Source organism: Psychrobacter sp. PL15 (assembly GCF_035984995.1).
Lineage (GTDB): Bacteria > Pseudomonadota > Gammaproteobacteria > Pseudomonadales > Moraxellaceae > Psychrobacter.
In genome coordinates this window covers 1-22,626 of record NZ_JAXCIB010000001.1, presented here as the reverse complement: position 1 = coordinate 22,626, position 22,626 = coordinate 1, and the positions used below count along the sequence as shown (strand labels likewise).

General features: G+C 42.6%; 19 protein-coding genes. 13 read left to right on the top strand and 6 right to left on the bottom strand.

What is annotated here, in order from left to right:
• Positions 1 to 140 precede the first annotated feature (140 nt).
• Complete coding sequence (locus tag RCH20_RS00095; RefSeq protein WP_209956621.1) at positions 141 to 749, bottom strand: hypothetical protein; 609 nt, start codon at positions 747 to 749, stop codon at positions 141 to 143.
• 243 nt (positions 750 to 992) lie between these two features.
• Between RCH20_RS00095 and RCH20_RS00090 the strand changes: the two genes are divergently transcribed.
• Positions 993 to 1,517, top strand: coding sequence for a DUF2799 domain-containing protein (locus RCH20_RS00090; protein WP_209956620.1), 525 nt, complete (start codon positions 993 to 995; stop codon positions 1,515 to 1,517).
• Between the two features lie 353 nt (positions 1,518 to 1,870).
• Here RCH20_RS00090 and RCH20_RS00085 read toward each other — a convergent pair whose 3' ends face one another.
• The 3 genes from RCH20_RS00085 to RCH20_RS00075 all read right to left on the bottom strand — a co-directional run bounded on the left by RCH20_RS00085 (position 1,871) and on the right by RCH20_RS00075 (position 4,279).
• Positions 1,871 to 2,272: an ExbD/TolR family protein gene (locus tag RCH20_RS00085; RefSeq protein WP_327192150.1), complete on the bottom strand. Its 402-nt coding sequence runs from the start codon at positions 2,270 to 2,272 to the stop codon at positions 1,871 to 1,873.
• A 152-nt stretch (positions 2,273 to 2,424) separates the two neighbouring features.
• The gene (locus RCH20_RS00080) at positions 2,425 to 3,141 is read right to left on the bottom strand and encodes a MotA/TolQ/ExbB proton channel family protein (protein ID WP_327192148.1); all 717 of its coding nucleotides are present in this window, start codon (positions 3,139 to 3,141) and stop codon (positions 2,425 to 2,427) included.
• 106 nt (positions 3,142 to 3,247) lie between these two features.
• Entirely contained in the window at positions 3,248 to 4,279 is a 1,032-nt protein-coding gene (locus RCH20_RS00075; protein WP_327192147.1) for an energy transducer TonB, read from the bottom strand.
• A gap of 534 nt (positions 4,280 to 4,813) precedes the next feature.
• Here RCH20_RS00075 and RCH20_RS00070 point away from each other — a divergent pair.
• The 4 genes from RCH20_RS00070 to RCH20_RS00055 all read left to right on the top strand — a co-directional run bounded on the left by RCH20_RS00070 (position 4,814) and on the right by RCH20_RS00055 (position 9,215).
• Positions 4,814 to 5,884, top strand: coding sequence for a siderophore ABC transporter substrate-binding protein (locus RCH20_RS00070; RefSeq protein ID WP_327192146.1), 1,071 nt, complete (start codon positions 4,814 to 4,816; stop codon positions 5,882 to 5,884).
• Between the two features lie 89 nt (positions 5,885 to 5,973).
• Positions 5,974 to 7,077 carry an ABC transporter permease gene (locus RCH20_RS00065; RefSeq protein WP_327192145.1) on the top strand — a complete coding sequence of 368 codons (1,104 nt, stop codon included), beginning with the start codon at positions 5,974 to 5,976 and terminating at the stop codon, positions 7,075 to 7,077.
• A gap of 290 nt (positions 7,078 to 7,367) precedes the next feature.
• On the top strand, positions 7,368 to 8,414 hold the full coding sequence (locus RCH20_RS00060) for an iron chelate uptake ABC transporter family permease subunit (RefSeq protein WP_327192144.1): 1,047 nt from the start codon (positions 7,368 to 7,370) through the stop codon (positions 8,412 to 8,414).
• 42 nt (positions 8,415 to 8,456) lie between these two features.
• On the top strand, positions 8,457 to 9,215 hold the full coding sequence (locus RCH20_RS00055) for an iron ABC transporter ATP-binding protein (protein WP_327192143.1): 759 nt from the start codon (positions 8,457 to 8,459) through the stop codon (positions 9,213 to 9,215).
• Between the two features lie 186 nt (positions 9,216 to 9,401).
• On the opposite strand, the gene RCH20_RS00050 is transcribed toward RCH20_RS00055, so the two are convergent.
• On the bottom strand, positions 9,402 to 11,522 hold the full coding sequence (locus tag RCH20_RS00050) for a TonB-dependent receptor domain-containing protein (protein WP_327192142.1): 2,121 nt from the start codon (positions 11,520 to 11,522) through the stop codon (positions 9,402 to 9,404).
• Positions 11,523 to 12,357: 835 nt separating this feature from the next.
• Between RCH20_RS00050 and RCH20_RS00045 the strand changes: the two genes are divergently transcribed.
• Positions 12,358 to 13,764 (top strand): uracil-xanthine permease family protein, encoded by a 1,407-nt coding sequence (locus tag RCH20_RS00045; RefSeq protein WP_209956616.1) that lies wholly within the window; start codon positions 12,358 to 12,360, stop codon positions 13,762 to 13,764.
• Between the two features lie 130 nt (positions 13,765 to 13,894).
• Here RCH20_RS00045 and RCH20_RS00040 read toward each other — a convergent pair whose 3' ends face one another.
• Positions 13,895 to 14,569, bottom strand: a complete 675-nt coding sequence (locus tag RCH20_RS00040; protein ID WP_209956615.1) for a TetR/AcrR family transcriptional regulator — start codon at positions 14,567 to 14,569, stop codon at positions 13,895 to 13,897.
• Positions 14,570 to 14,972: 403 nt separating this feature from the next.
• On the opposite strand from RCH20_RS00040, the gene uraD reads away from it, so the two are divergent.
• From uraD to RCH20_RS00005, 7 genes are all read left to right on the top strand, one after another.
• Complete coding sequence (gene uraD / locus RCH20_RS00035) at positions 14,973 to 15,494, top strand: 2-oxo-4-hydroxy-4-carboxy-5-ureidoimidazoline decarboxylase (protein ID WP_327192141.1); 522 nt, start codon at positions 14,973 to 14,975, stop codon at positions 15,492 to 15,494.
• Between the two features lie 142 nt (positions 15,495 to 15,636).
• The gene (uraH, locus tag RCH20_RS00030) at positions 15,637 to 16,005 is read left to right on the top strand and encodes a hydroxyisourate hydrolase (protein ID WP_209956613.1); all 369 of its coding nucleotides are present in this window, start codon (positions 15,637 to 15,639) and stop codon (positions 16,003 to 16,005) included.
• Positions 16,006 to 16,221: 216 nt separating this feature from the next.
• Entirely contained in the window at positions 16,222 to 17,511 is a 1,290-nt protein-coding gene (locus tag RCH20_RS00025; RefSeq protein ID WP_327192140.1) for a urate hydroxylase PuuD, read from the top strand.
• Positions 17,512 to 17,683: 172 nt separating this feature from the next.
• On the top strand, positions 17,684 to 19,177 hold the full coding sequence (locus RCH20_RS00020) for an NCS1 family nucleobase:cation symporter-1 (protein WP_327192139.1): 1,494 nt from the start codon (positions 17,684 to 17,686) through the stop codon (positions 19,175 to 19,177).
• A 292-nt stretch (positions 19,178 to 19,469) separates the two neighbouring features.
• Entirely contained in the window at positions 19,470 to 20,450 is a 981-nt protein-coding gene (puuE, locus tag RCH20_RS00015; protein ID WP_327192138.1) for an allantoinase PuuE, read from the top strand.
• 276 nt (positions 20,451 to 20,726) lie between these two features.
• Positions 20,727 to 21,269, top strand: coding sequence for an ureidoglycolate lyase (locus RCH20_RS00010; RefSeq protein ID WP_209956609.1), 543 nt, complete (start codon positions 20,727 to 20,729; stop codon positions 21,267 to 21,269).
• 299 nt (positions 21,270 to 21,568) lie between these two features.
• Entirely contained in the window at positions 21,569 to 22,405 is an 837-nt protein-coding gene (locus RCH20_RS00005; RefSeq protein WP_327192137.1) for a bifunctional allantoicase/(S)-ureidoglycine aminohydrolase, read from the top strand.
• The last annotated feature ends 221 nt before the right edge of the window (positions 22,406 to 22,626 follow it).

Genomic DNA, 22,626 nt, shown 5'->3' with positions numbered 1-22,626 from the left:
AAAAAATAAGCAATGACGCAAAATGACTTAAACCTCGTGCGTAATTTACCTATTAATATGAGCTAAAAAGATGCCTAGCACCTTTATGCTTAGTCTCGGAATTAAGTCTCGGAATTAAGTCTCTGAATTAGACCTCTGAATTAAATTTCTTGATTTAACATTTTACTGAGAGCGATGCCGCCATTTAAATTAACCGTGCTGCGCGGACTTGCCTGCATTTGTAGCGCCCACTGTTCCATCTGTGCCTTAAGAGCCAATAAATCAGGTTCAATGATACTCGACTTATAATTTGGATTGGTCAATGGACGCACATAATCAATATCTTCCCAATAAATAACAATACTATTGGCTTTAATTAATAATGCTTTTACAAAGGGCTCAATAGATGCCGGCAATGCTAGCGGTACTTTGTCTAAATTAAAACTAGCAGGCGATTTGGTCATGTTGGCGGTAGCATTCGTATTGGCAGAATCACTATCGGGTCGCCATTGCCCATCAATGACCTGATAACGAGTATGAGGCATCTGTACATTATCTAGCACTAGACCATATTGACCAATCATCCCACGCCCATGTTCATTGTTTTTACCCCTGACCCAATCGGGACAAGCGACTAGCTTTGGGTTCATTTGTAAACAGCGCGCAGTCATACGCAGCTTATCCAAACGCTGATCGACACCGTTAGGTTTGAGTGCCATCATACTTCCTAATACGAATAGTACAATGGCAATGGTAATCCATACACCCATGACAATCTAACCTTGTAGCTGGATTAAAAAATGATAAAGCATACTCATAATGAGCACGAATGATTAAAAATCAAGCTTGGTGGCGCTATGAACGGCAAACTTGCTAGTAGTAGATTGACTATTTATAGTGTTATATCAAAAGCTTAATGCCAGCTAAAATAAAAATGATAACAAGATGTAAAAAATAGCTGATCCTAAAAAATGCTATGATAAACCATAATTTTAAACGCGCGCAGGTTTATTATGACTTATATTACAAAAGCCACCACCATAACCTTTACTTCGGCAGTTAAAACCACTTCTGCTTTATCACTCATGACTGCTGCATTATTTGCCCTATCAGGCTGTGCAACCACTCAAAGTCTGACCCCGCAGCAATGTCAAACCAATAACTGGCAAGAGGTTGGTTATGCAGACGGCATGCTTGGTCGCTCAGGTGACCACTTTGGTCAGTATACCAATAACTGCGCTAGCGTGGTCGGTGCGACCCCCAATCGTATACAGTGGGAACAAGGTCGACAGCAAGGACTCAGAAAATATTGTACCGAGCTCAATGCTTATAAGCTTGGCCGTGAAGGCTATGATTGGCAGACAGTCTGTCCACTGGAAGGCATTGAAAAATTAGAGGAAGCTTACTCTCAAGGGCGTTACTATTACATACGCCAACGTGATCTTAATTACCTAAGCTCACCATACTTCTCACCCTCTCCGTTTGGTTATGGCAGATATGGGCGTTATAGTTACGGCCCATTTGGTTATCTACGCTAATATACCGATATTTACCCCCTAAAGAAAACCTCGCAGGGTTGCCTCTGCGAGGTTGGAGATAAGCGTTATTATTTTATTTATTTTTCTTATTATCTTGGTGGTTTTTTTGCTGATATGGCTGCTGGTTTATGTTGGCAGCCTATTGTTATAGATATCGTTAATACCCAATAAAACAATTAAGCTATAAGTAAAATCGTTGTGCTACAAATAAGATTGTTAAGCGGATAGTCAGATGCGGCTGATAAGAACTTTCTTGCTTGCTGTACAGCGATGCCCCTCCAGAAGCTGTAACAAACTCTCCCAACCATACGGTAGTCGTTTTAAAATAAATCAACTATCGCTTATATACCACGTCATTCATTTACAAAGGCTATCTTACTCAGTCCTGCTTGACTGGCAGCGGCCAATACTTGCGCGACGGTATCGTACTTACTGTCTTTATCCGCACGCAATTGTACTAAAGGATCTTTGCCAGTAGCGCTCTGTTGTTGCAAGCGTCCTTCTAACTCTTCCATACTAATCGGATCACTATCCCAAAAAATACCAGCCTCCTTATCAATACTGATTTGAATAACTTCTGGTGGTTGCTCGTTAATAATGGCACTGGTCTTGGGGAGATCTAACGGCACTGTGGGATTCAAGACCGTCGCTGTCAATAAAAAGATAATCATCAATACCAACATCACATCAATAAGCGGAATGAGGTTCATCTCATTCATACCTTGGACGTCATCATCACCTAACTGAAATGCCATATTACTCTCAATAGTATGCTTAAATTACTCTTAATCGTATTGTTATTGGTCTATGGAGTGATCAATATCAATATCAATAGGTTAATAGACAGTCGTCGTAACCTATTAACAAACAACTAATTTAGCCTTTTTTTGGCTCTTCTATACTTGATTTATGAACCAGAAGTAGAGGTGCTCTGCTGGTAAATATCTGGTTTGTCAGCACCAGTATTACTATTACTATTACTATGGGCACTTTTATTGTCATAACTGGTAGCAGTCGTGTGGGTCTGTGCATCTATAGCATGTGGTTCAAATGAATTCTTTGCAGTGATTAAAGCCGCAGATTGCTCTAATAAGTCATGCGCTCTGTCATTAGCATGGTACATAATCTGTCGATTGATACGTACTACAACGTTATAAAAAACTACAGCTGGGATGGCCACTGCAATACCCAGTCCCGTCATGATCAGCGCTTCACCAACGGGTCCTGCCACTTGTCCCAGTCCTGCTTGACCGCTGATACCAATATTATGTAGCGCATGAAAGATGCCCCACACTGTTCCAAACAATCCAATAAATGGCGAAATTGCCGCAGTGGTGCCTAGGATAGGTAGCCCGCGTTCACTGGCAAAGCGATAGCGACCAATATGCTTTAATAACGTTTGCTCAGTAATTAAACGACGAGTAGCCGCATCAGCATCAAGCAAAGCAGGACGTTTGGCTTGCACCTGCTGACTTAAGTCATCCGCAACGCCGGCCGCTAGTTTGCGACTTTGTAGGACGCGAATAATACCCGTCATCCAAGAAACTATAGATAAGGCCAGTAGTATAAAAAACAGGCTTTTGGTCACCATGTCGCTATATTGCCAGTAGCTTATAAAGTCCATTTCAGACTCCTTAATATTTTATGCAATCATATGAACCCGCTGCGACTAGCACATCTGATTTATATGAAAGGATTATAGTTGACGGTTCTTTATAGCAGATTGACTTTTAGGGTACTGCATAACTGATTGGCAAGGTGACATTGCCCACTACTGGTACATCATTTTTCATAAATGGTCTGAATTTACCAGAACGTACTTGCCGCTGCGCCTCTCTGTCGAGTAAGGCATTACCAGAAGATTGCGCCAAACGCACACTATCAATGCTACCTTGCTTGTTGACTTGTAACATCAAGACCAGGTTAAAGGTATCTCCTGATTTGGTACCGCGTTTGGCACGATCAGGAAAATTAAAGTTGGGTTTAGCTGTCCAATTGGCATTGCTGGCATTAAAGCTGACGGGCGTATTACTTGCAGCTGCAGCCGCTTTGGCAGTAGCGGCGGCTTTGGCATCACTAGCAGTTTTTGCGCGCGCAGCGGCTTGCGATGCTTCTTTTGCAGCGTTAACTTGTTGCACAGCTTTAGCATCGGCTATCTGTTGGGCATCATCACGAAGCACTTTAGCATTCGCTGCTGCCTGAGCGTCTCGCATGATTTTGGCATGGGCTTCTTGGGCGGATTTTTCAGCCTGTGCTGCCAACATTTTACCTTCATTAATAGCGGTTAAACTGTCTGCTTGAGCGGTTGTCATTGAGTTTTGTTGTATGTATTGGCTAAAAGGCTCATTTTTTGCAACGTTAGAGGTATTGGCCTGGGTCTCCAGCTTAGGCGTTATATTTTTTTGCTCTGATTTGACTGCTGCTTTGACCACTGGTTTAGTAGCCGTCACAGGCTTGGAGGTTTTGGCTGTTTGAGGAATCGATTTTGCTTTAGATTTTAAGACAGCAGCAGGTTTTGACAGTGGCTTAAGCGCTTTTGTAGGCTTAACAGCATCGGTCGTAATTTCTGACCCTTCAGTCTCAACAGCAAGGGTAACCAATTGTATTTCTATAGCTGGTTCAGCTTTAGCTGGCTGTATGACAGGCGTCAACGGTCTGATGGACACTAATGCCATCGCTGTGAGCACATGTAATGCAACCACGGTGCCAACGACAATTAGTATCAATTTAAGTGACGGCGCGTTAAAACTCGTTGAACCCATAACACCCTAACAATTGGCTGAAATCGAAGTGGCCTAATAATAATACAAACGATAACGATTATCAATCATAAATAAAGACTTATTGTTGCTATCAGTTATTATGCCTTTTACTTAGGGCGTGCTTATTTATGAATGTTCAACACGCCCTAGCCTATTATAAAATAAATTCGACAGTATGATACCGCTATAAAAGCTACTACTGCAGAATAAGAAACGACTAAAAGCAGTCTAAAATATAAAACTAAGAATGCTATCATCAAAATAGTTACTTTATGAATACTAATAACAATAATTATCATTAGCATTGATAAAAATGGCTATTTCCTTTATTATCATGGTTCTCTATTTCGCTTATTGTTTCAAAAACCATCAAATTCAATCCTAAAATTATAAGTCTTAAGCTTACTAGTCACACCCGACGAGCATTGTATTAGCGCCTCTATCGATCACGCTAAGTACGCTCTTTTTTATTTTCATATTTTGCTAGCGTTTTATAAACGTACTGCCTATAACCTGTAATATACCGAGTGTTTTATGTCTACCAATACCTTACCTGCTACTCATTCTGCCAACCCTTCGTCATCTAAACGTCCTGCATTATTCAAACGTCCTCTGTTAACGGCCATAACTGCTACGTTGTTCGCCAGTATTGGTTTAGTCGGTTGCACATCATCTAATGACACTGAATTAAATAATAGCAAAAAAGAAAGCAACACCGCTGATGCGTCGTTAAATGTCGCCAATAATGATGCAGTTTCTGTTGCTACAGTTGATGTCGATACGGTTAAAGGTAAAGTAACCTTAGCGATGAATCCATCCCCTATTGTGGTTTATGACATGACCTTGATGCAGGATTTGGCAGCGCTGGATGTGGCTGTCGATGGTAAACCCAGTGGTCTACATTTAGATAATTTACAATCAAAAAACCAGCCTGATCCAAAAGAAGTAGGCACAGTGTTTGAGCCAGACCTTGAAGCGCTAAACGCTATGCAGCCGCAAGCTATTTTAGTCGGTTCACGGATGGCAGAAAAGTATAATGCGCTATCCAGCATTGCGCCAACGCTAGATATGAGTATCGATACTGCCGATATCTATGAATCTAGCAAGCAACGCTTACATGATTTAGGTGCCCTATTTGGCAAAAGCGAGCAAGCACTGAAATTACAACAAAATATCGATGGCCTAATTGAGCAAACTCAAGCGCTGACCAAAAATAAAGGCAATGGCTTAGTGGTCATGGTTAACGGCAATAAGCTGTCAGCCTACGGTGATAAATCACGCTTCGGCTTTGTCCATACGGTACTTGGCGTACCTATGGTTGATAGTAAAATTGAAGACGCCCGTCACGGTCAGCCAGTATCGTTTGAATACTTGCAAAAAACCAATCCAGACTGGTTATTCGTGATTGATCGCAGTGCCGCTATTGGTGAAGACAGTGCGGGTGCACAAGCAGTATTGGACAATCCATTAGTGGCACAAACTACCGCCTGGAAAAAAGATCAAGTGGTCTATCTGAGCCCTGATTCTTATTTAGCATTTGGTGGCTATAATCAATGGATACAAGATTTAACCGCTATCAAAACGGCCTTTAGCGCTGCTCAGTAATGTCTTATATAGCTACAAATAATCGTTTTAATAAGTACTGTCTTAAGAACAATGACGGTGGCCAACAAAGCTGTAGGTTATAATTCGTTATGTCGTTATTTTCTCATCGTAGCAGTAATAGCGTTACTGCCAGCCCCAATGACAGCTCTTCCCTACCAACCGCGCCATCATGGCAGCGCAGCAGCAGAGGTGCTAATAATAGTCGCCGCACTGCCCTGCCTCCTTGGTTGATAAACACCGGCAGCCTTATTGTCATGGGGCTTTTAGTGTTGCTGAGCCTCTCTATTGGGGTAGCGGACTTTTCGTGGTCAGGTATCTTCCATAGTTTAATCAGTGGCAGCGCTAACTCAGACAGCTCGCTGATGTTAGTCAGCCGCCTGCCTCGTACTATCGCCATTATTTTGACTGGTATTGCGATGGCGGTTGCGGGCATGATTATTCAGGTAGTACTCAAAAACCGTTTCGTGGAACCCTCCATGGTTGGCGCTACCCAAAGCGCAGCACTGGGATTATTAGTGGTCAGCCTATTCTTTCCTGCCAGCGCGTTGATTATCAAGATGAGTGTGGCAACCATAACAGCGGTGTTTGGCATGATGCTGTTTATGCTGCTCATTCACCGTATCCCACCGACTGACTTCTTAATGATTCCACTGATCGGTATTGTCTTTGGTGGGATTATTGATGCCATAACCACCTTTATTGCCTATCAAACTGAGACCTTACAGATGCTCAGCGTTTGGCAATTCGGTGACTTTTCAGCCGTACTAGCCGGCCGTTACGAGCTGCTGTGGTTAACCGGAGGTTTATGTGTCATTGCTTATGTTATCGCTGATAAGCTGACTATCATTGGTTTAGGTGACAATATTGCTTTGAACTTAGGCGTCAGTAAGCGCCATGTGACCTGGATTGGGGTTGGCATGGTAGCGATGATGAGTGCAGTCGTGGTTGTTACTGTAGGAATGATCCCTTTTATTGGTCTGATTGTCCCTAATATTGTCAGCCGCATCATGGGTGACAAGCTCAGGCGCAGCTTGCCAGCGGTTGCCTTGCTTGGCGCTTCAGCAGTTTTGCTGTGCGATATCATTGGGCGCTCTATTCGCTATCCGTTCGAAGTGCCGGTTGCTACTGTATTTGGGGTGGTAGGTACGGTAGTGTTTTTATGGCTGCTATTACGTGCCCCTGCTCAGTCTTAGCGCCTATATAGTCAGCACTAGAATAATCAGCACTAAAATAATCAGCATTAAATAAAATGCATATACACATAACTGCGTATAAATGGCCTTATTGCCTGTAAATGGCTTTATGTAGATAGTGTCGTATAACTGGTAAAATTTTTCTAGCTTGCTGTGTGACGTTATCACTCCAGAGGCTGCGAAAATTTCTCCCAGCCATACCGGGTCTATTTTAAAGCAGCTCAACCTTAGCTGACTATACTTTTACCCTTGTCTTCGTTTTATCTGTCCTTTTTTTATAAGATCAGCATATGCTTTCACCTTCTGCTTCTAGCACTACAAATACGGATAATAATGCCAAGTCTTCGCATAACAACAAGCTATCAGGATTTTTGGCAAGGCTGTGGGTAACGATAGCCGAGCATCCAAAGTCGGTCGCCACAATCCTCTTGCTTATTTCAGCCATATTATTTTTGACCGTTAATGTCAATGGTTACTGGGATTTTGCGCTACCATTACGCGGTAAGAAACTACTGGCACTGATGGTAGTTGGCTACGCGATTGGGGTTTCAACCCTGCTGTTTCAGACCTTAACCCACAATCCTATTTTGACTCCTTCCTTATTAGGCTTTGACTCGCTATATGTCTTGCTACAAAGCTTATTGGTCTTTTTCTTAGGGTCAATCAGCTATACCAGTATTAACCCGATAGCAAAGTTTGGGCTGGAAATTGTATTGATGTTTGGGGCGTCGTTATTGCTGTTTAAACTACTGTTTTCAAAAAGTAGTCAGGATTTAACGCGGCTAATACTGGTAGGTGTTATTTTTGGGGTGTTGTTTCGTAGCCTATCAGCACTGATTGCGCGGCTGATTAATCCAGATGACTTTGTGGTAGTACAATCAGCCAGTTACGCGCAGTTCAATACGGTGAATCCTGACCTACTGAGCATTAGCATTCTCATTTGTGCGATTAGTGCGGTATTTATTTGGCGCTGGCGTTATCAATGTGATGTCTTAATGTTAGGTAAAGACCAGGCGATTAACTTAGGTATTAATTATCAACGTTTAGCCTTTGGGCTATTAACGGTTATCGCTATTTTAGTGGCGACCGCTACCGCATTGGTCGGTCCAGTGACCTTTTTTGGTCTGTTAGTCTGCGCTTTGACTAATCGACTCGCCCGCAACATGGCCCATAGCGAGCGCTTGATATTGGTCAGCTTAGTGGCGATGATTTGCTTGGTACTCGGTCAAACAGTATTCGAGCAAGTCTTAGGTATGGCTGGAGTATTATCGGTAGTCATTGAGTTGGCTGGTGGTTTGGTATTTTTAGTATTGATATTTATGACCCATCGCCGCTAGTGTTTAAAACTCCTTAAAATTCAGCTTAAAATAAGAACGACTATGATTAAAATAAATAACGTCTCGCATCATATCGGTAAGCAGCAAATTCTGCACGACATCAGCTTATCGTTGCCAAGCTCACAAGTGATTGCCCTTATTGGCCCTAATGGCGCGGGTAAATCGACTTTGTTTTCGGTGATGGCGCGTCTGCAACCGTTACAAGTGGGGGATGTTAGCTTTGCTGAGCACGATATTGTCAGCTGTAATACGCGTACGCTTGCTACTACCGTTGCTATGCTCAGCCAAGATAACCAAGTGCAAGGGCGGCTGCGCGTTCATGAGCTATTGATGTTTGGACGCTACCCTTATCATCAAGGACGGCCTACTGCCGATGACCAGCAAAAGGTCGATGAGATTATCGAGCGCTTTGAGTTAGAACTGCTAGCCGATCGTTTCTTATCAGCGCTATCTGGTGGACAACGCCAGCGGGTACTGATTGCGATGATTGTCTGTCAAGACACGCCTTATTTACTACTTGATGAACCCCTTAATAATTTGGACATGTATCACTCTGGGCGCTTGATGCGTGAGCTGCGCGAGTTAAGTCATAGCCAGCAAAAAACCGTGGTGATAGTCTTACACGATATCAATCAAGCCGCGCAGTTTGCGGATACTATAGTCACCATGAAAGAAGGGCGAGTGAAGGCAACTGGTCGTCCTATGGATGTTATCACCCAAACCACTATGAAAGAGCTGTATAACGTTGACGTCACCGTTCTTAATCATCAGGGTCGCCCGGTGATTGTCGATAGCTTTTAACCTCTTACTTTCAACCTCTTATAAGTAAAAAGCAGTATTAAACTCTATAGAAAACACCGAAATCTATTCTAAAATTAGATCTGTAAAAAAGACCACCTATAAAATATAAGTGGTCTTTTTATTATCAATAGTTAGAGTATAAATAATAATGGTATCGTTCAAACCCGTACCATCTAGAACTGGTGCTTAAAATTGATAGGTTAAAGACGCTTTAATATTACGGCCTGGCTCAAAGTCAGTACGCAAGTAGCCATCTTCAGGGCGTGGCTCAATGTTACGTGACGCATGGCTGGCATAAGTTTCATCAAATAAATTGTATACCCCAAGCGTGGCTTTTAGACCGTCGACTTGTTTTGGCTTATAGCTCATAAAAATATCATGCACATCATAGTTAGGCTTTTTCATTTCTGCTTTTTCAGTATTAGGGGTCAGCTCGGTAACATAAGTACTGCGCCAGCCAAGCTCGGTAGTATCCGTTGGCGCATAAGCTAAGTTAACCATATATTTATCACCAACGTCAGAGCTACTACCGCTGACTGAAGAGATACTATGACCACTCTCGTCGCCCTTGCTACGAGCACGGGCGTAACTTAGACCCATACTGAAGTTATCGACTTTATAATCGGCTGCAAGCTCTACGCCTTTAATCTTGTAGTCTTCGTCTTTATTAATGACACCCTGACAATTACCATTCAACTGTCCAGTATCACAATCTAAGCCAGGGTGACGACCACCTGCTCGCACAAATTCAATGTAGTTTTCAATATTGGTCTCAAAGTATTTGGCACTCAGTTGTAACGCGTCCTCAGCTGTGGTCAAGCCACGTAAAGTAGTCGCAATACCTACCTCTGCGTTGTCACCTTCTTCAGCTTTTAAGTCGCCATTAACAAAGGTGTTGGCACCGTCTGAGTTAAAAATAGCTTGGCTTAAATCTGGGCCATTAAATAACTGGGTATAGCTAGCAAAAACTTGGGTACGTGGCGCGATCTCATAGCTGGCAGCCAGTCCACCGACGACATTGTTATAGGTTTTTCCGGCAGAGACAAATTCAGGTGATTCATAGCGATCATAGCGTATACCAGGGGTTACCGTTAATTTCCCCATCTGCCATTGGTCTTCTAGATATACGGAGGTATTGTTGGCCTCGTCAGTACCACTAACGGGCGTAGTTGTACCGCGCTCAACACTATTATAATCAGACTGTTTTTTATAATGCTCAAGGCCAGCGATCAGCGTATGGGTGCCGGTTATGCCATTGATGACACTGCTATCAATAACACTGGTATTTTGTATCTTAGCACCGGTAGTTTTTACCTGTGCATCAAACTCATAGCCAGGGTTTTCAACATAGTCAGAGTCCCGTAATATTCGAGTTTTTGATTGATACACATTGGTGTCAACATCGATCAAGCTGTTTGCTGGATTATAAGTATAGTCTAGCGCATAAGTATCACGTTTTACTTCCTGCGGGATAATTGGGTTCCAGCTTTTAGGACCTGGAGCACCTGGGCTCGATGGAAAATCTGGACGTAGCGGAAATCTTCCTTTATTTTCAGTACTACTAAAGCTGGCGCCAACGTGATGATCATCTGCAATATAAGCACCGGCTTTTAACAGGATATTCTCACCCTTACTGTCTTCAGTTTGAATGTTGCGACCGTCGCCATCTTCACCAGCATTAGCGTCACGCTTGCCGTAATAAGCCAATAAGTCAATATTTTCTGTTGGCGCCGCAAAGACAGTTGCTGAGGTTAATAGCTCATCATTATTACCAGCATAACCAACATGTACCTTAGCCCCAATTTTTTGGCCTGGTTTAAGCAGGTCTGCAGCGTCGACGGTTTCAAAAGCCACCGCGCCACCTAGAGCGTCATTGCCTAAAGTGACTGAGTTATTACCAACAGAAACCGTCGCTTGCTTTAATAAATCTGGATCGATAGTGATGTCGCCCATATGATAGAACAAAGCGCCCTCTTGACGGGCACCATCGATAGTTATCTTTAGGTTGGTATCGTCCAGCCCGCGTATTCGTACGCGCTGGTTGACTGCCGAAGTGCCTCCCACTGTGGCCCCAGGTACCACATTCAAAAAGTCACTTAGATGGCTGGCTTGCTGCGCTGGCGTGTAGTCGTCGACATAGACTTCGCCTTCTTGTGCTTCTTTTGTATAAGACTTATTTGCCGTTACCGTAATGGTTTGTAGCGAGGTGTGCATCACTTCTTCAGCACTGGCCATTTGTGACCCCAAAATAGCAGCGATACCCACTGACAACACCGTTAATTGACTAGAAAACTTCCCTGCACGCATAACCCACTCACTTTATCTGACTATTGAAACCTAAGAGATGTCTGCAATACTACTCGTCCATCGATCCCGCTATTGCCAGTCCTCACCCCTTTACTACTCACTAACAGGCCCTTTTGCAAAAGACCAGCTGTTATCACTATGAAAAATAAAGGTAATATAGAACCGGCAATTGAATACGAATAGTATTGTAAACACGAATGATAATAGTTAACATTTAAATAAAAAAGTATCATAACCACTCGGTAACAATTTAGCAATGCTAAGAGGCAAAAAATATTAATTTAATCTTTCAGAGCTACTGGCTAGTAGTAATAATTAAGGTGTAAAGTCAGTTTTTTTATCTCATTTTGGTCATTGAATAATCCTTATTGCTTAACTTATTTTTCTTATCATACCTATTATTTTGCGCCTATTAGTTATTGACTGATTGAGTAGACAGTCATATTGACTTTGATATGCCTCATTGATTCAGATTATGTGAATGTAGGTAACCTTTAATTTTTTACGCTTCTGTACTGTTAAGTAATTTTATTTCGCTGACTAAAGCAAAATAACCTCAAAAAAATGTTGCAATAGTTGCCACTTTCACTATACCCTAGGGAATAGCTGACTAAGTAGTCAAGTTTTAATCTGCGATGATTGATAAAAAGAATTAATATTAATCGATTGTTTTTAGTGATCAGCACAAGGACAAGTGCGTATCTGTATTGGATGGATAGATAATACGGCAGGCTAAATATTAAAACGGAACTTAATATTTACCTGCCTATTCACCTCGTTATCTACGATTCCTAGCACAGATAAGACTTAGAAATTACTCTAGGAGGAAGTCATCATGAGTGAAAACACTCAAGGAAACCCTGATTTATTATATGGACTGAACGACCGTCCTGCCCCTGCAAAAGCATTCTTAGGGGCAATTCAGCACGTACTCGCCGCTTTTGTCGGCATCATTACCCCCTCACTAATCATTGGCGGTGCTTTAGGCTTAGGGGAACATATTCCCTACCTCATCAGCATGTCTTTGATGGTATCTGGGGTGGCGACCTTCATTCAAACCCGTAAAGTTGGTCCAGTGGGATCCGGCCTTATGGCACTCCAAGGAACCAGCTTTGGGTTCTTAGCTGCCGTACTTGCCGCAGGTTTTGTGGTAAAAAATAAAGGTGGTAGCCCAGAAGAAATTCTCTCTGTCATCTTTGGGGTCTCGTTTCTCGGGGCATTCATTGAGATATTCTTAAGTCAGTTCATTACTAAGCTCAAATCCTTGATGAGCCCTATCGTTACTGGTTGCGTCATTGTCACCATCGGTCTGTCATTGACCAAAACCGGTCTGACCGATTTGGCAGGCGGCGTTGGTGCTGAGAACTTCGGTAGTATGGAAAACCTATTACTAGGTGGTGGAGTGCTGGTGAGTGTGGTGCTGATCAGTATCATCAATAACAAGGTAATTCGCTCTAGTGCCATCTTTATTGGTCTGATGCTGGGTTTAATTGCCGCCATGTTTATGGGACGTGTTGACTTCTCATTAGTCTCTGAAGCCCCTGTATTTACAGTGCCAATCCCTTTTAAATTTGGCTTTGGTTTTGATTGGCAAGCTTTTATTCCTATCGCCTTTATGTATGTCATTACCAGTATTGAGACTTCAGGTGACTTAACTGCAACTTCAATGATCTCAGGAGAACCGATCAAAGGGCCTGTATACGAAAAACGCATTAAAGGCGGTGTCTTAGGGGATGGTGTCAACTCATTGATTGCCAGTATCTTTAACACCTTCCCAGTAACCACCTTTAGTCAGAACAACGGCGTGATCCAAATGACCGGTATCGCCAGTCGCTATGTCGGCCTTTATGTGGCTGCTATCATATTCACCATGGGTCTGTTCCCTATCCTTGGGGCTATCTTTACTCAGTTACCTAAGCCGGTTGTTGGCGGTGTGACGCTATTGATGTTTGCAACGGTAGCGACCGCTGGTATCCGTATTCTATCCACGGTGAACTTTACCCATCGTAATATTTTGATTATTGCGACCACGCTAGGTCTGTCAATGGGTATTGCCTTTGTCCCTGATGTACTGGCACAAACGCCGCAGCTGTTCCGTAATATCTTTGGCTCAGCCGTAACCATGGCAGGTGTGGTCGCTATTACGCTTGATATGATTTTGCCGAAGAATTATGGTGCTGAATATGATACGCCAGAGCAAAATGCGGAAGAAGGCGTAGTACTGATTAAAAAAGCGTCTTAAGCTGATTTGAGAAGGGTAAATCAAAAAAAAGCCCGTTCAGGCTTATTAGGTTTCGTTATGGCCAATATCGTAAGCTCAATATAATAAGTATATTGAGCTTAACGGGCGGTCTTAGTGGTTCAGACTATTATTACTCGAGTCCACAACCCCGTAAAATAAAGGGTACTAAGAAGTCAGCAGCACGGGCTTCATCATGCTCATCATAAGCGTCTTTTTCCATGAGTCCGATAATTTCAGTCTCAAACTCCGCATAACGCTGGGTCGTCGCCCAAATCAAAATTAGCAACTGTAATGGATCAGCGATTCCTATCTTACCTTGCTCATGCCAGGTCTTCATAACATGGGCCTTATCAATCGCCCAGTCTTTCATCGTTGTTGACATAAAGTCATGTAAGTGAGGCGCACCGCCAATGATCTCGACTGCAAATAGTTTATGGCGATTAGGATGGGCAAAAGCTTGATGTAGCTTAGTACGGACGAATTTTTCAATAACTGTCTTGGGATCGCTGTCCACAGTCATAGTGATTAAACCTTCGTTCCACTCTTGAATAATAGAACGCAGCACTACCTTATATAGATTCTTTTTGTTTTTAAAATAGTAATGCACATTAGCTTTGGGCAGTCCGGCGCGATCAGCAATACCCTGCATAGTAGCGCCGCGATAACTTTGCAGCACAAACTCTTCTTCAGCAGCCGCTAAAATAAGCGCCTGATTATGGGCTCGAATATCGGGTTGAGTGCGATGAATTATTAATTCATCACTGGACAAATCAATTTTTTTCTTATTTTGAATTATAGCAGTCATAATTTAAGCCATTGGCAAGTTTAATAAAAATACGCTAATTTCCAGCTATAGTCTGCTCATTATAAAACCATTACATTTTTATCGACGCAAACTTATGCGTGGTATGGCTTGCGCTCGAATTTACTGTATAAGCATTAGATTGATCTGACTATAAAAATTGTAATAAATAATTCTTTTTATGGAACATAGCACGACAAATGAAAATATTTTGTATAAAATAGTTGACCATATGGTCAGGTTTTAGCACAATAGACAACATAAACCAAATACAATTTAATTAACATCACTTTAACACATCATTTGTTCAGCCAACAACTGGCAAACTAAACCACACGGATATTGTTAGAAGGTCATTGCCTGATAGGCTAATTAGGCTTTCATACCAAAAGAAAAGGATGTCATCATGAGCTTAACGTTACCGCAATTTAACGAACTTTCCGCAGCGGATGCAGCCTCACAATTATTAACCTGTTGCACCAGTAGCAATTGGGCACATAAGCTGGCTAACACACGCCCCGTCAAAGATCTTGATGGCTTATTAGCCAAAAGCGATGGCATCTGGGAACAAGTGCAAACCAACGATATCGATTTGTTGGAAGCATTTGACGGTCATCCACAAATTGGTAATGTGGATTCTCTAAAAGAGAAGTACCGCAATACTCAAGACAACGCTGCCCATGAGCAATCAGGTGCGAATGATGCCGAAGACCAAGTGTTAGAAGCGCTAGCACAAGGCAATCAAGATTATCTCGATAAATTTGGCTTTATCTTCATTGTCTTTGCCACCGGTAAAAGCGCACAGCAAATGCTGGATCTATTACTTGCACGTTTGCCCAATGATCGTGCAACTGAGTTTGCCAATGCAGCAACTGAGCAAAATAAAATTACTCGTTTACGTTTGAATAAACTGTTCAGTAACGCCTAGCTGTTTGGCAACAATTAGATACTGTAGTTGAGGTAGAGTCAATAAGATTACCACAGTGGCTTTATCCTACCGTTCCTACATTACAAGAGAATTACCATTTATTATTAATTTTAGCCACTTTATATCATACAAAGGAAGCCTTATGTCCGCCACCTTATCGTCACATATTCTAGATACTCACCTTGGCAAGCCTGCCGCTAATATCGCTGTCACCCTACATCGTGTTCAAAGCGGCGGTGAAGCAACCTTATTAGCCAATGGTGCCACCAACAATGATGGCCGCGTCACACCTGATAGCTGGCAGTTCGATGCCGCTGTCGCTGATTCTGAATGTAATTTAAGCGTCGGTCGCTATACTTTAACCTTTGATACTCAGTCTTATTTTGACGCTCAGCAACTGACCGCTTTTTATCCGCAAGTTGTGATTGACTTTGTGGTGGGCGATACCAGTCATTATCATGTGCCGCTATTATTAAGCGCCCATGGCTATGGCACCTATCGTGGATCATGATTTCACAGTTCCCGTTTCATAGCTCCATATCAAACTAAAAAAGTGTTTTAAATCCTAAGTAGCAGACCGTTAAACCCGCTATTTAAGACCGAAAATATAACGCTGGTATCACTATCTTGTACCTCCATTTTATACGACAGTCTTGTATAACAACGAAGGTGAGCAAAAGTCGTTACGAGTTAACAAGTCATAGTAATATAAAAGGACATTAACAGCATGGGTGCATATCTTCTCGATTGGTTAGGTTTATTCTTCCGCTGGTTTCACGTCATCGCTGGAGTGGCATGGATTGGCGCCTCATTTTACTTCGTATGGTTAGACATGAGCCTACAGAAGCCGCCAAAATGGAAAGCTGATAAAGGTATTTCAGGCGATCTTTGGGCAGTACATGGTGGTGGTTTCTACGAGATTGCTAAATATAAGCTCGAACCAGAAGAGATGCCAAAAACGCTACATTGGTTCAAATGGGAAGCTTATACTACATGGCTGACCGGTATGGCGATGATGTCCATTGTCTATTACGCCAATGCCACTGCCTACCTGATGGATCCAAGCAAAATTGACTTTGGCAGTAATATCGGTGCCATTTCGACCAGCTTATTGTTCTTATTTGGTAGCTATTTTATTTATGAAGTCATTGTACGCAGCCGTATCGGCAAAAATAAAATGGTTTTTAGTATCACTATCTTTATACTAATAATTATTGCGACATGGGGCTCTTATCAGTTATTTAGCGATCGTGCGTCCTTTATCCACGTCGGTGCCATTTTAGGTACTATAATGGCGGGTAACGTATTCTTTGGTATTATGCCTGCTCAGCGTGCACTAGTAGATTGCGTACGCCGCGGTGTCAAACCGGGTAAAGAAGTGTCAGATTTGGCGCTAATGGCCAGAAACCGCTCAGTGATGAATAATTACTTTACCCTACCACTAATCTTTACCATGATTAGTAATCACTATCCAATGATGTATTCATTTGGAGATGGTCAGGGTTGGTTGGTACTAGTATTCGTGGGTATCATCACCGCAACTGCTCGTCATTACTTTAACCAAAAGCACTTGGGTCATCATCAGCCAAAATACTTAGTGATTCCTGCAATAGCTACGGTACTATTGATTATCTGGATGCGCCCTGCACCCATTGAGCCGTTGCAAATTTCTCCAGTAGCCGCTGCTGTGCCAGCAAGTCCGACTACCGATGCAACACCACCAGCTGCTGCCGCCGGTAGCACCGCTGCTGCAGCCGTGCCCGTTACCGCCTCAGCTGACGACGCTATCATGGGAGTTGTACAAGCAAAATGTAGCGTTTGCCATATGGCCCAGCCAACGCAAGCAGGCTTTAATGCGCCGCCAGCAGGCATTATCATACAAACACCTGAAGACATGAAAACTTACAAAGCTAAAATTATTACTGCAGTACAGACTGGCTATATGCCACTAGGTAACATCACTCAGTTAACGGATGAAGAACGTCAGCAACTGGTTGCTTATACCGCAGGCTTATAGTCTTGTAGAACTTATAGTCTTGTAGAACTAAAGCTTTCATCTTTCAGTACTTTTTGTAGCGCCAAGCCGATTATTAATTTAAATTTAATAATAGGCTTGACCAGATAGTCATATAACGATTAAAGTAAAAGCGTTTCAAAATATGACTATCATCTGCTACAAGGAAGAACGGATGTCTAATAATGCCGAGCGTACACCTAGCCAAACTGTGTACGATCACAGCAAAATCAACCCTGACATCAAGCACTCAAGATTGTACAACGAAGATTTAGCACCACTCAGTCCAGAAGATCGTACTTGGGGCTGGTTTGCTATATTTAACGTTTGGTCCAACGACATTCAAAGTTTATTCGGCTATACCCTCGCCGCCTCGTTATTCTTAAGCTATGGCCTGAGTGGCTGGTGGGTCATGGCAGCCATTATTTGTTCCGGCTTCATTGTAATGGTTATGGTTAACCTGACTGGCAAGCCCAGTGTTAAATACGGTATCCCCTTTCCCGTACTGATACGGGCCAGTCTAGGCATTAATGGCGCCAACCTACCGGCGATCCTACGCGCTATTATTGGAATTTTTTGGTACGGGGTGCAGACTTACTTCGCCTCGACCGCAGTCGCTATTTTATTGACTATTATCATGGGCAGCTCGGATGCGACTTTCTTAGGTCTCAACAGTACTGCTTGGATCGCCTTTGTTATCGTTTGGCTGTTTCAAATCATGCTGTTTTGGGCGGGTATTGAAACTATTAAGCACTTTTTAAATTGGGCAGGTCCATTAGTATATGTGGTCATGATTATTCTCATGGCGGTGATATGGTATCAATCCGGTGCTGAATTACTACCAGCAATTAACTCTATTTTTAGTAGCAACAATAGTTATGATGGCAATCAAATACAAGCATTTACCGCTATTGTAGGGACCATGGTCGCCTACTTTGCTGCGGTAGTCATCAACTTTGGGGACTTTTCGCGCTTTTTACGGAGTGAACGAGACATGCGCTTGGGCAACCTACTGGGTCTACCTATTAACATGTTATTTTTCTCTTTTATTGCGCTAGTCATTACAGCGGGTACGTTAGTTATATTTGGCGAAGCATTAACCAATCCCTCAGATATCGTTGAGCGAGTGGATTCGCTACCATTAACTATCATTGCTGCGCTGACCTTCTTTGCTGCTACCGTTGGTATTAATATGGTCGCAAACTTTATACCACCCGCTTATGATTTGGCTAACTTATTCCCTAAGCATATTAACTTTCGTATGGGTGGTTTGATTACTGCCGTTATTGCCTTTTTTGTGGGCGCATTGTGGTTATCCTTCATCAGTCAGATTGGGATTGTCGGTTTTGTTAATGCAGTTGGTGCCGTAATTGCGCCGTTCTTTGGTATTTTAGTGATTGATTATTATCTTATCAAACGGCAACATATTAGTATGGATGACTTATTCTCTGATCAGCCCGATGGTGCTTACTACTATTATAAAGGTTGGAACATTCGTGGTCTGATTGCCTTTGCGATAGGGTCTATATTCTCTATATCCACGATCTTGGTGCCCGTGCTAACGACACTTGAAGGTTATGGCTTTTTATTAGGAGCCGCATTGGGTGGTATCGTTTATTGGCTGTTGATGCGCCAATTTGCCGTAAAGCCAAATGAAATTTTAGAGTAAAAAAGATCAGTAAAGTACATGGCTTTATTAAAGTCGGCAACCTTAAATTGAGCCTCTTAATCGATCTTTGGTACTCGTTAAAAATCGTGAACACTTAGACCAGTCAGTATGAATTTATCATGCTGACTGGCACTATTCTGACTGGCGCTGTTCTGATTGACGCTATTCTTATTAGCGCTATAGCGACATCTTTATACCCTCGGTTAAGAACGTCAGCAGTACCCATCTAAAAAATTTATTCAATAAGTCTTGAGCATTACTATTGCTCGATTTTCATAAAGGAATGTGTACAATGACCCAAAAAATCACTAGCGACTTTGACCAGGCCGCCTACCCTCGCGACCTAAAAGGCTATGGCGATAACCCACCCAAAGCAAACTGGCCAGGCGGTGCAAAAATCGCCGTCCAGTTCGTACTGAACATTGAAGAAGGCGCAGAAAATAGTGTGCTGCATGGTGATGGCCAATCGGAGCGCTTTTTATCTGACGTGCTAGGTACGCCTGAATTTAACAATCGCCATCAGTCTATTGAGTCTGCCTTTGAATACGGTAGCCGTGTCGGTGTTTGGCGGGTCCTCGATGTCTTTAAAGAATATGGGTTACCAATCACCACCTTTACTTGTGCAGCCGCGGCTGAAAAGACACCGCATATCGTTGAGCGTATTTTAGAAGATGGCCATGAAATAGCGAGCCACGGACTGCGCTGGATTACTTATCAAGATATGTATCGTGAGACTGAACGCGAACATGTCCGTGCTGCCACTAAAATATTTGAGCGGATGCTTGGCGGACAGCCATTAGGTTGGTATACTGGCCGTGACAGTCCTAATACTCGTGAGTTAGTCGCTGAGCAAGGCGGTTATATTTATGACTCCGACTCCTACGCTGATGAGCTCCCCTACTGGCTCGATGTCAAAGTACAAGACGGCAGCAGTATTACTCGCAAGCCGCATCTGGTTATACCTTATACCCTTGAAACTAACGACATGCGTTTTGCTTCAAGCCCTGGATTTACCCACGCAGAACCCTTTTATCAATATCTAAAAGACAGCTTTGATACCCTATATGAAGAAGGCGAACATACGCCAAAAATGCTAACTATAGGGCTACACTGCCGAATGATTGGCCGTGCAGGTCGTATCAAAGCGCTCAAGCAATTTTTACAATATATCACCAACAAGCCCGACGTTTGGGTATGCCGCCGCGATGAAATCGCTAAGCATTGGTATGAAAACCATCCAGCCACTGCAGACAACACCTCAGACTGGATGTAATCCTAGACAGTTCACTGCCTCAGTGATCCAATTGCTCAAAAACCACATCTTGTGTCCCTACTTGTTTGGCTCAAATAGGCAAGTATGGGCGACACTTGGTCTGATCGTTTAATAATATCTGCAGTAAACTGCCTAACTGTAACGATCGTGAAGCGCTAGAAAAAGCTCACGAATAAAAAAAAGCAAGACAGTTATCGACCACTGACGGTCTATCACTTAATAAGTTGCTAAAACAACTGAATAAATGACCTTGCTAACTAACCTAAAGGGGAACTTATGACTACCACAATCATTGCCAAGCCTCTAACTAAAGCTGCGTTTGCTCCTTATGGCTCAGTGATTGAGCCTTATGATGATCAAGAAAAATGTCCTGAAAACAGTTGGGATATCAATCGCGGCTACGCCTGTCGTCATAATGCCATCTCAAAAGTTGGTCTAGACGGTGGCGAAGTTGGTTTTAGTATTTTTCGTACTAAAAGACGTGATTGCCCAATTACGCTATCGGTTATGGAATATCATCCGTTTGGCACGCAAGCCTTCTTTTCTATGAATTCCACAGACTATCTAGTCGTTGTGGCCAAAGCTGGCGATGCGCCTAAATCAGCTGACGATTTAGAAGTGTTTTATGCTCATTCGCATCAAGGCGTGCAGTATGACGCTAACGTTTGGCATCATCCGCTACTCGCACTAAACGCTGATTGTGACTTTTTAGTGGTCGATCGCATCAATGGTGAAGGCAATAATTGCCATGAATTCGAGATTGATGATTGGGAAGTTTGCATCGATGTATCTGCTGAGCAGGCTAAAGCTCAGGCTTAGTTGCTATAGTCAGATGATTAATAATTTTGGTAGTGTTCTAAAAAGTATGCTGGCAGCAATTGTCGATACACAAAATAAAAACCATCCAAACCATCCAAACCATCCATACTACCGGGCTATGTCTAACGTCTAACGATTTTGACAATAGCTTAGCCTTTCAAGCTGCGTTTGATTTAGTGTTTAAAGGGAAATCCCAGCCAAGCGCTTTAAGATAATTACCGAACCTTTGCTCCACGATTCAAACTCAAAGGTTCAGACACAAATTTATCGCGGCACAAAACCACTAAGGAGCATTAACAATGACAACAAAAAGTACTTATTACGCACCAACTGGCGGCTTACCGCCACAAACACAGTTACTATCTGATCGCGCTATCTTCACCGAAGGCTATGCGATTATTCCTAAACGTGTACTAACCGACATTGTTATTAGCTACTTACCTTTCTGGACAGGTATGCGGATGTGGGTGCTTGCACGTCCACTTTCAGGTTTCTCTGAAACCTTCTCACAGTATATCGTTGAAGTTGAGCCTAATGGTGGCTCAGAAAAGCCTGAGTTAGATGCAAATGCCGAAGGTGTTATATTCATCGTTGAAGGTGAAATGGACATGACTATTGAAGGTGAGTCGCATCATCTTGAATCGGGTGGTTATGCATTTTTACCACCTGGCTGCAAATGGACACTGAAAAACAATAGCGACAAGCATGTTAAATTTCATTGGATCCGCAAAGCTTATCAATTTGTAGATGGTATTGACGCGCCCGAAGCCTTTGTTACAAGCGATCACGATGTTGAAGCTATTGAGATGCCGAACACAGGGGGCGTATGGACAACCACTCGATTTACAGAGCAGTCTGATATGCGTCACGACATGCATGTGAATATCGTCACTTTCCAGCCAGGTGGCGTGATTCCATTTGATGAAACTCATGTTATGGAACATGGTTTATATGTACTAGAAGGCAAAGCCGTCTATCACTTAAACGGTGAATGGGTAGAAGTTGAAGCGGGCGACTTTATGTGGCTGCGTGCATTCTGCCCGCAATCTTGTTACGCTGGCGGACCTGGTCCGTTTAGATACTTACTATATAAAGACGTGAATAGACATATGCCGTTCATTCGCCCAGTACGATAATTAATCTAAAATAATGACCAAAACAATAATAAATAGTATAGAGGCATAATCGTTAATTCGAATAGGTCATTTATTACATGTAATAAAAAAGCCAGCTAATTGCGATCAGCTGGCTTTTTTATGTTTCCTAGATTAACACACCAAGTGCAACGCTAAATGATGTTATAGAATACCTGATTTGGTGTTTTGAATCCCAATCGTTTTCTTGGTCTGCTATTTAA